Below are 900 nucleotides of genomic sequence, written 5' to 3'. Positions count from 1 at the left end.
GTCGCGGTCGACTGTCTCGGATGGCTCGCTGGTCATGGGGTCCCCGGCCTCGCGATCCTGGTTCGCGGCGCGATCCTGGCTCGCGTCGAGATCCCGGATCGCCTCCGATCCCGGATCTCTATCGAATAGCCGAGCGCCCTTAACCGAAGGTGTTTTCGCAGGCCGACATTGGCGGTGAGCGCCGATTCCCCGCGGCTCAGGGGACGGCGGCGGCGCGGCGCAGCCCGGTGCCGATCGGATGCACCGCGAGGTCGACATCGACGGGGCCGGCCCGCTCGAACGTCAGGGTGGCGTGGACCCGGTCTCCGGGCAGCAGCTGCCCCGCGAGCCCCGCGAACACGGCCTGCCAGGCGAAGCCGGGCCGCAGCTCGACCGTCTGGCCGGGGGCGATCGCGATGCCGCGGGCGACGGTGCGCAGCCGCATCACGTTGTCGTCGAGCGACAGCTCTTGGAACTCGACGCTGCCCGCCGCCGCCGACCTGATGGCGAGCAGCCGCTCCGGCAGCGCGCCGTGATTGGTGATTCGCATGTAGCCGGCCGTGACGTTGGCGCCGACCGGCGTGGCGCGTGCCCACGGGTCGCCGACCTCGATGGCGCCCACCCGATAGGTCTGGGCCACGGCCGCATGGCCGAGCAGCAGCAGCAGGGCGAGGATCGGTCCGAAAAGACGCATGGCCACCGACTGGAACGGGGAACGACGAGCGGGCTTTTTATGGAGGACGGGGTGTTTACGGTACGTTGATGCGGTCGTGGACTCTCGGGGGTACTGCCCCCATCGCGGGTGATAGACTGGGCGGTGACGCGCCGAATCCCTTCGGCAGGCTCGGAGGCGAGGTGAGCGGAGCATGACGGGCGGACCCACCCGCGGCCGGATCGGCGGTGGCGCCGGACGGCGCAACG

1 protein-coding gene is annotated in these 900 nt (G+C 71.1%); it reads right to left on the bottom strand.

Translation table 11 applies throughout. The annotated features are described in order from the left end of the window. Window positions 1-196: 196 nt before the first annotated feature. On the bottom strand, window positions 197-673 hold the full coding sequence (locus tag CH341_RS31570) for a copper chaperone PCu(A)C (RefSeq protein ID WP_170149892.1): 477 nt from the start codon (window positions 671-673) through the stop codon (window positions 197-199). Window positions 674-900: the final 227 nt, after the last annotated feature.

It is taken from the genome of Rhodoplanes roseus (genome assembly GCF_003258865.1).
Taxonomy (GTDB): Bacteria; Pseudomonadota; Alphaproteobacteria; order Rhizobiales; family Xanthobacteraceae; genus Rhodoplanes; species Rhodoplanes roseus.
Note: the sequence above shows the minus strand (reverse complement) of the source record. Positions and strands in the feature narration are given on the sequence as shown.